The sequence below is a fragment of the Cyclobacterium sp. genome, from assembly GCF_014762705.1.
Taxonomy (GTDB): Bacteria; Bacteroidota; Bacteroidia; order Cytophagales; family Cyclobacteriaceae; genus Cyclobacterium.
Genome location: NZ_JABURL010000017.1, coordinates 20,666 through 27,278, shown reverse-complemented (window position 1 = coordinate 27,278; position 6,613 = coordinate 20,666). Strand labels below are relative to the sequence as shown.

The 6,613-nt window shown below is 40.9% G+C and carries 8 protein-coding genes; 4 read left to right on the top strand and 4 right to left on the bottom strand.

Annotated elements, in window-relative coordinates; genetic code table 11:
* The first annotated feature begins 251 nt into the window (after positions 1-251).
* Genes HUJ21_RS02675 through HUJ21_RS02665 form a run of 3 tightly spaced genes read left to right on the top strand, consistent with a single transcriptional unit; the run spans position 252 to position 2,766 of the window.
* Complete coding sequence (locus tag HUJ21_RS02675) at positions 252-1,025, top strand: ABC transporter permease (protein ID WP_291367056.1); 774 nt, start codon at positions 252-254, stop codon at positions 1,023-1,025.
* 11 nt (positions 1,026-1,036) lie between these two features.
* A complete protein-coding gene (locus HUJ21_RS02670) occupies positions 1,037-1,768 on the top strand; it encodes an ATP-binding cassette domain-containing protein (RefSeq protein WP_291367054.1) in 732 nt (243 codons plus the stop codon).
* A gap of 14 nt (positions 1,769-1,782) precedes the next feature.
* Positions 1,783-2,766, top strand: coding sequence for an MlaD family protein (locus HUJ21_RS02665; protein WP_291367052.1), 984 nt, complete (start codon positions 1,783-1,785; stop codon positions 2,764-2,766).
* A 49-nt stretch (positions 2,767-2,815) separates the two neighbouring features.
* Here the strand turns inward: HUJ21_RS02665 and HUJ21_RS02660 are convergent, their stop codons facing one another.
* Positions 2,816-3,532 carry a class I SAM-dependent methyltransferase gene (locus HUJ21_RS02660; RefSeq protein ID WP_291367050.1) on the bottom strand — a complete coding sequence of 239 codons (717 nt, stop codon included), beginning with the start codon at positions 3,530-3,532 and terminating at the stop codon, positions 2,816-2,818.
* 218 nt (positions 3,533-3,750) lie between these two features.
* Between HUJ21_RS02660 and HUJ21_RS02655 the strand changes: the two genes are divergently transcribed.
* The gene (locus HUJ21_RS02655; RefSeq protein WP_291367049.1) at positions 3,751-4,197 is read left to right on the top strand and encodes a DUF4440 domain-containing protein; all 447 of its coding nucleotides are present in this window, start codon (positions 3,751-3,753) and stop codon (positions 4,195-4,197) included.
* A gap of 65 nt (positions 4,198-4,262) precedes the next feature.
* Here HUJ21_RS02655 and eda read toward each other — a convergent pair whose 3' ends face one another.
* From eda to HUJ21_RS02640, 3 genes are all read right to left on the bottom strand, one after another.
* A complete protein-coding gene (eda, locus tag HUJ21_RS02650; protein WP_291367047.1) occupies positions 4,263-4,925 on the bottom strand; it encodes a bifunctional 4-hydroxy-2-oxoglutarate aldolase/2-dehydro-3-deoxy-phosphogluconate aldolase in 663 nt (220 codons plus the stop codon).
* 91 nt (positions 4,926-5,016) lie between these two features.
* Positions 5,017-5,469 carry a YhcH/YjgK/YiaL family protein gene (locus HUJ21_RS02645; protein ID WP_291367045.1) on the bottom strand — a complete coding sequence of 151 codons (453 nt, stop codon included), beginning with the start codon at positions 5,467-5,469 and terminating at the stop codon, positions 5,017-5,019.
* Positions 5,470-5,480: 11 nt separating this feature from the next.
* Positions 5,481-6,506, bottom strand: a complete 1,026-nt coding sequence (locus tag HUJ21_RS02640) for a sugar kinase (protein ID WP_166149588.1) — start codon at positions 6,504-6,506, stop codon at positions 5,481-5,483.
* Positions 6,507-6,613 lie beyond the last annotated feature (107 nt).

Sequence of the window (6,613 nt, the reverse complement as noted above, 5' to 3'; positions counted from 1 at the left end):
GTAAAAATCAGGTCGTGTAATGAAGAAGATTCCAATATTCTGGAGGGGCAAAGATGTATTTTGCATCCAAACCTGAAATGATCCCCAAATTAAAGAAAATACATTCACCAAATGGACCCTTTTTTGAATTAAAAACTTAATTGAAAAAATTTTTTTCAGCAAAAAAGAATTTAAATCTTATTTTTTATTGATTTAAGTCAGGTTTTTTCCATGTTCCTATTGGCATATTTACAGGAATAAATGGGTCAATAGTGAAAAATATAAAGGAGTTCACTGGAAATTTCCTAAGTGAAATCGGTGAGATTGCGCAATTTACCAGAAGGTTTTTTCGTGAAATCCTCAAGCCTAAACAGGAATTCGGGGAATTTTTTCACCAATGTTATTGGGTGGGTTATAAAACACTACCTCTGGTAGGTACCACCGCATTTATTATGGGACTTGTGCTGACCATTCAATCCAGACCCACATTGGTGGAGTTTGGGGCGCAATCAATGCTTCCTGCCATGGTTTCCGTTTCTTTGATAAGGGAAATTTCTCCTGTTATAACGGCCCTTATTTGTGCCGGGAAAATCGGTTCAGGCATGGGTGCTGAACTCGGATCCATGCGCGTAACAGAGCAAATTGATGCCATGGAAGTTTCCGGAACAAACCCTTTCAAATACCTGGTCATTACCAGGGTCATGGCGGCCATGTTTATGTTGCCCGTCTTGTCCAGCCTCTCTAATGCCATTTCCTTGTACGGCGGTTTTATGGGGGTAAATATCCGGGGAATGGTGAGTTGGAATCTTTATTGGACACAGGTTTTTGATGCCTTAAGTTACGGAGATCTGATTCCTTCATTGATCAAAACCTTCTTTTTTGGTTTTTCCATTGGAATTATTGGCTGTTATAAGGGTTATCATTCCAAAAAAGGGACTGAGGGCGTGGGAAGGTCAGCTACCTCAGCTGTGGTATTGGCATCGCTGCTGGTATTTATCATAGATCTCATTGCTGTTCAGATATCGGATATTCTTGGCCTTACCTAAAAATGATTGATATGAATCCGGTAGTTCAGGTGGAGAACATTCAAAAATCATTTGGAGAAAACCATGTGCTTAGGGATTTGTCCTTATCCGTTTTTCCAGGAGAGAACCTTGTCATTCTGGGAAAGTCGGGTTCAGGAAAATCGGTCTTGATCAAATGCATCATCAATCTTATTGCTACCGATAAGGGAAAAATTGAGGTATTGGACAGGAATATTCAAGAAATAGAACAAGATGAGCTTGATACACTAAGATCCAGAGTGGGGTTTTTATTTCAAAGTAATGCACTTTATGATTCTATGAGTGTCAGGGAAAACCTTGAATTCCCCCTTCGCAGGCATTGGAATAAGGAACAGCGACAAAAAGGATCAAAAAAAGCAGTTTTGGAGGCTTTAGATGATGTGGGGCTTGCTCATACCATCGATATGATGCCAGAAGAATTATCTGGAGGCATGCGAAAACGCATCGCATTGGCAAGAACCCTGATTCTAAAGCCGGAGATTATATTGTATGATGAGCCTACCACAGGTCTTGATCCGATTACCTCAAAAGAGATCAGCCAATTGATGCTTAAAGTACAGAAAAAATACAATACCGCTTCTATCATTATATCCCATGATATGAATTGTATAAAAATTACCGCCAACCGGGTAATTATGCTTATAGAAGGAAGGTGTTATGCAGAGGGTACATATGACCAGTTGAAGCAATCTTCGGACCCCAAGGTCCTTGAGTTTTTTGAATAATCGAGAAAATAATCATGAACAATAGAAAAACAGAAAATTCAAAAGTAGGCTTGATGGTTTTGGCGGGTGCCTTATTCCTTGTATTTACCCTGTACATGGTAGGTAGGAATCAGGATATTTTTCGTTCTAATTTCACCCTTCAAGCTGTGGTAAGCCATGTGAATGGTTTGGTGCCAGGAAATAATGTCAGGTTCATGGGAATGGATGTGGGAACAGTCAAGTCCATCGAAATGGCAAATGACACATCGATTAACATTACCATGGTCATCAATACAAAGATGAATCCCTATATTAAGAAAAATGCAAAAATTTCCATTGGTACGGACGGTTTAATGGGGAATAAGCTAGTCCAAATCAATCCCCAGGAAGGCAATGCCGATATGGTTTCAGATGGAGATACCATCTTTTCGGATAAACCTCTGGAAACTGATGAGATGTTAAGTACGCTTCACGCTACAACCCTGCTCATTGAAAAGACCTCCATGAATTTGTACCAGATCTCTGAAAAGTTGAATACAAGTCAGGTCCTTTGGGAATTACTCTCGGATTCCACAATTACTTCGGATATTAAAATCGCTTTATCAGCCTTTCAAAAGGCAAGTGTCGAGGCATCGGAAATGCTAGAATCCGGAAAAAAAATGATTCAAACTTTTGAGCAAGGCAATGGTTTGATTAACATGGCTTTTACGGATACCCTGGCTTCCAGAAATTTGTTTTCTTCAATAGAACACCTTCAGGAATCAGGCCGTGACCTGGAGGATGTGTTGGGAGGGATGAAAAATTGGGTAAACCAAATTGAGAAAGGTAAAGGGTCAATAGGCTTGTTGATGGAGGATAGTTTGTTTAGACAAACGTTGCTTAACAGTGCCATTAACCTGGAGAAAGGGACTGGTGACTTCCAACAGAATATGGAAGCCCTAAAATCCAATTTTTTGTTCAGGCGATATTTTAGGAAGCTTGAAAAAGACAGCATCAAAAATGAGCTCAGGAAAGATTAATCTGGTTGAGAAAATTGGTTCATTTTTTAATTGAGGCCCAGGAATTAAATCAGTATTTTTCAAATACCAGAAAATGTTGGATATTTAAAAACTGACCATTTCGGTTTAATTTGAATCCATTGGCATTTAGTTCTTTGACCACCTGTGCCACAGTCATCTTGTGCAGTGGTTTTATCGCCACTTCAGGATCTTCTCCACGGTATTCAATAAGCAATAATTTCCCATCGGTTTTCAGTGCCTTTTTGATGTTTTGCAACATCTCATGAGGGAATTCCAGTTCATGGTATACATCTACCATGATAACAAGATCAATTTCGTTCTCGGGCAAATTTGGCGATTTTTCCGAACCCTTTACTGTTTTTACCTGATCAAAATTAAGGTTGACTGCTTTTTCCTGAATGTAGTCCAGGGCTTCTTGTTGGATCTCTACAGCGAAGACTTTTCCCTCTGGCACCCGTTCTGCAATCCTGAAAGTATAATAACCTGAGCCAGCTCCTATGTCTGCTACTACGCTGTTCTTTTTGATGGGCAAATTGGCGATCGCCAGTTCCGTATTTTCTTCTTCCGACCTGCCTGGCCGTTCCAGCCATGCCATGCCATGGAAACCCATGATATGAGATATTTCCCTTCCCATATAAAATTTGCCAATGCCATCACGACTTGCTGAAGCGTATTCATAAATCGTTTCTTCCTGGGCCTGACTTGAATTAAAGTTGATTTGAAACAAACCAATGAAGATGAGGATATGACTATAAAATTTAAGCATACACTATAAACGATTAGTGAAGGGCCTTGTTTGCTTTTTTGCCAAGTTAAAAAACGGTCAATTTTTTTGAATAAAGGTTAAACTAATTAAACGTCAGTTGAAACTTATCAATCCATGCAAAATTTGTTTGCCGGGATTAGTTGTATTCTTTAAGCCAAAGGTATTGATAGATAGCCACTTTGGAAAATTTGATTATATTTATGAAAACCTAAAATCTTATGAAAGCTAAATTCAATCTTGCCTTAATTTGTATGACCTTGCTTTCAGTGTATCAGTTGAAGGGGCAAACCATTGAAGATGGTAAAGCCATAATCGATCTGGTAGCCAAGTATGCCGAAGCCAGAGACAAAGCAGATACCATTTTATTGAAATCAATCATTACGGAAGATATGGACCAGCTGGTTTCTTCCGGTGAATGGCGCTACGGAATGGAAGCAGCTGTAAAAGGTATGATAGGCAGTTCGCAGGCAAATCCGGGTGAAAGGATACTGAAAGTGGAACGTGTCCGGTACTTATCAGAACAAACAGGGATCGCCGATGCCCGCTACACGATAAAAAATGAAGACGGATCGGAACGAAAGATGTGGAGCACTTTTATAGCCGTAAAAAAAGGGAAAAACTGGAAAATTTCAGCCATCAGAAACATGTTACCGGCAGTAAATTAAAAAACCAGTACGGAGTTTATTAAAAAAAAACCCGTACTGGTTACTATTCTGAATTCCGGATTTTGTTACCCTTTCACTTCATTGACTACCTGAATGGCTTTTTGGGCCATTTCCTGAATTTTAGGATAGTTTTTTTCCTGGAGCAAGGTTTTGCTGACCAATTTACTACCCATACCTACCGCACAAACCCCGGCCTTAAACCAGGATTCAATGTTGTCTTTGTCTAGGGAAACGCCACCAGTGGGCATGAACAGCAGGTTAGGAAATAGCGCCTTGATAGCAGCCATAAAGCCTGGTCCCAACATATCGCCAGGGAAAAGCTTGATCATTTTTGCCCCCATATTCTCCGCTTTAATGATTTCAGAGGGTGTCATGCATCCGGGTATCCAAAGCATGTCATGTTGATCTGCTATTTCTGCCACTTCCTCTACAAGGCCCGGACAGATGATGAAATCAGCACCTGCAGCGATGTAAGTACTGGCCATGTCCTTATTTTTGATGGTGCCAATACCCAGCAGCAGATCTGGCATTTCAGCATTTCTAAGGGCCACCATTTTTTTGAAGTTTTGTAAAGCAGCCTCACCCCGGTTGGTATATTCCACCATCCGGATTCCTGCTGCATACAATGCTTTCAATACTTCAAGGCTAACGGTTTCGTCTTTATCAAAATATAAGGGAAGGATCCCCTGTTCTGGTATCTTTTTTAATATTGATGCTTTATCGTTCATGTTGCTAAAGGTTTAATATGTGTGCACAGATCAGGACCTGTATCTAATCTGTAAAAGGCTGAAACTTGTATACAGTTTAGCTGGTGAAAACTTAAATTTTAACTTTAACGACCATCTTTTTAATTTCTCCCTTACCAATCATTGGTGAATGCACATCGGCAGGAAACAAAATCACAAACTGGCCGGGCTGCATCCCAAAATACATTTCCGGATCTTCGGCATAAAAGGAAACGTCTTTTTCAGGATTGTATTCTCCTTTCACTTGCTTACAGGATGTTCTTGGCTTCCAGCCTATTTGCTCTTCGCCAGAAATCAATACTTGTATATCGATGTGCTGGTCATGGCATTCAAACTTCTCATTCGATTCTTCAGCCGTCTTGGCAGGCTTGGTAAATACGGCAGCTACGATGGAATCTCCATCAATCTCATATTTCCCATCGGCCATTGCTTCCAGATTTTGTGCCTTGATGTAGGCAAAGGCCTTTTCGAAAAGTGGATGCACACAGTGGTAATTCCTGCTGTTTTCTAAAGTGTCCAGTATCATCTTGTTAACAATTAACGCTGAACCCTTCCACTGGCGTCTCCACCCATCAAAACCTTTACCTCAGCCAGGGTAGCATGGTTCATGTCACCGGGTATGGTATGTTTGAGAGCAGATGCAGCCACTGCAAATTCACAGGCATCCTTCATCGCCATTTTTTCCACCAGGCCATAAATAAATCCGCTGGCAAAAGAATCTCCGCCACCTACCCGGTCCACAATGCGTACATCATACTTTTTGGAATGATAAAATTCATTGCCATCATACACCAGGGCACTCCATCCATTGTCCGAGGCGCTGTAACTTTCCCTTAGTGTAGAAGCGATGTATTTAAAGCCAAACTTATCTTTCATTTGTTTGAACACATCCTTATAACCCTCCAGGTTTAGCTCACCTTTGGTGACATCCGTTTCATTACTTTTGAACCCAAGGGTGGTTTCTGCATCTTCTTCGTTGCCAATGCAAACATCTACGTACTGGCAAAGCCGGGTCATTACCTCTTTGGCCTTTTCCTTGCTCCACAATTTTTTGCGGTAGTTCAGGTCAATGCTGGTAGTCACACCTTTGGCTTTCGCAGCTTTTAACGCTGCTTCGGTCAGTGCAGCTGCCTTGTCACTTAGTGCAGGGGTGATCCCAGTGGTATGAAACCAAACGGCTCCGTCAAATATTTTATCAAAATCAAAATCAGCAATTTCAGCTTCAGCTATGGAGGCATCTGCACGATCATACACCACCTGGGAAGCCCTCATGGAAGCTCCTGTTTCCAGAAAGTAAATGCCAAGTCTTTTTCCTCCCTTGGCGATAAATTGGGTGTCCACGCCATACCTTCTCAAATGGTTGATGGCAGATTGACCAATAGGGTTGTCAGGTACCTTGGTTACAAAGGTTCCTTCCAGCCCGTAATTACAAAGTGCTCCAGCTACATTTGCCTCTCCACCGCCATAAGTAATGTCAAAAGTGTCAGTTTGGACAAAACGTTTAAAGTCAGGGGTTGATAGACGAAGCATTACTTCACCAAGGGTTACAACTTTTTTGGACATGATTATTTGATGTGTTTAATGATGAATTGAAATATTGATTTGAAAGCTTAATGGGTTAGCTTTTCGAAAGCTATTACGCTACAAAAGCCCTTTTCAAGACAAGACTA

Excerpts from the sequence above, each read along its gene's own strand:
- HUJ21_RS02670 (WP_291367054.1), top strand. The coding sequence starts at position 1,037 with ATGAATCCGGTAGTTCAGGTGGAGAACATTCAAAAATCATTTGGAGAA.
- HUJ21_RS02665 (WP_291367052.1), top strand. The coding sequence starts at position 1,783 with ATGAACAATAGAAAAACAGAAAATTCAAAAGTAGGCTTGATGGTTTTG.
- HUJ21_RS02660 (WP_291367050.1), bottom strand. The coding sequence starts at position 3,532 with ATGCTTAAATTTTATAGTCATATCCTCATCTTCATTGGTTTGTTTCAA.
- HUJ21_RS02655 (WP_291367049.1), top strand. The coding sequence starts at position 3,751 with ATGAAAGCTAAATTCAATCTTGCCTTAATTTGTATGACCTTGCTTTCA.
- eda (WP_291367047.1), bottom strand. The coding sequence starts at position 4,925 with ATGAACGATAAAGCATCAATATTAAAAAAGATACCAGAACAGGGGATC.
- HUJ21_RS02645 (WP_291367045.1), bottom strand. The coding sequence starts at position 5,469 with ATGATACTGGACACTTTAGAAAACAGCAGGAATTACCACTGTGTGCAT.
- HUJ21_RS02640 (WP_166149588.1), bottom strand. The coding sequence starts at position 6,506 with ATGTCCAAAAAAGTTGTAACCCTTGGTGAAGTAATGCTTCGTCTATCA.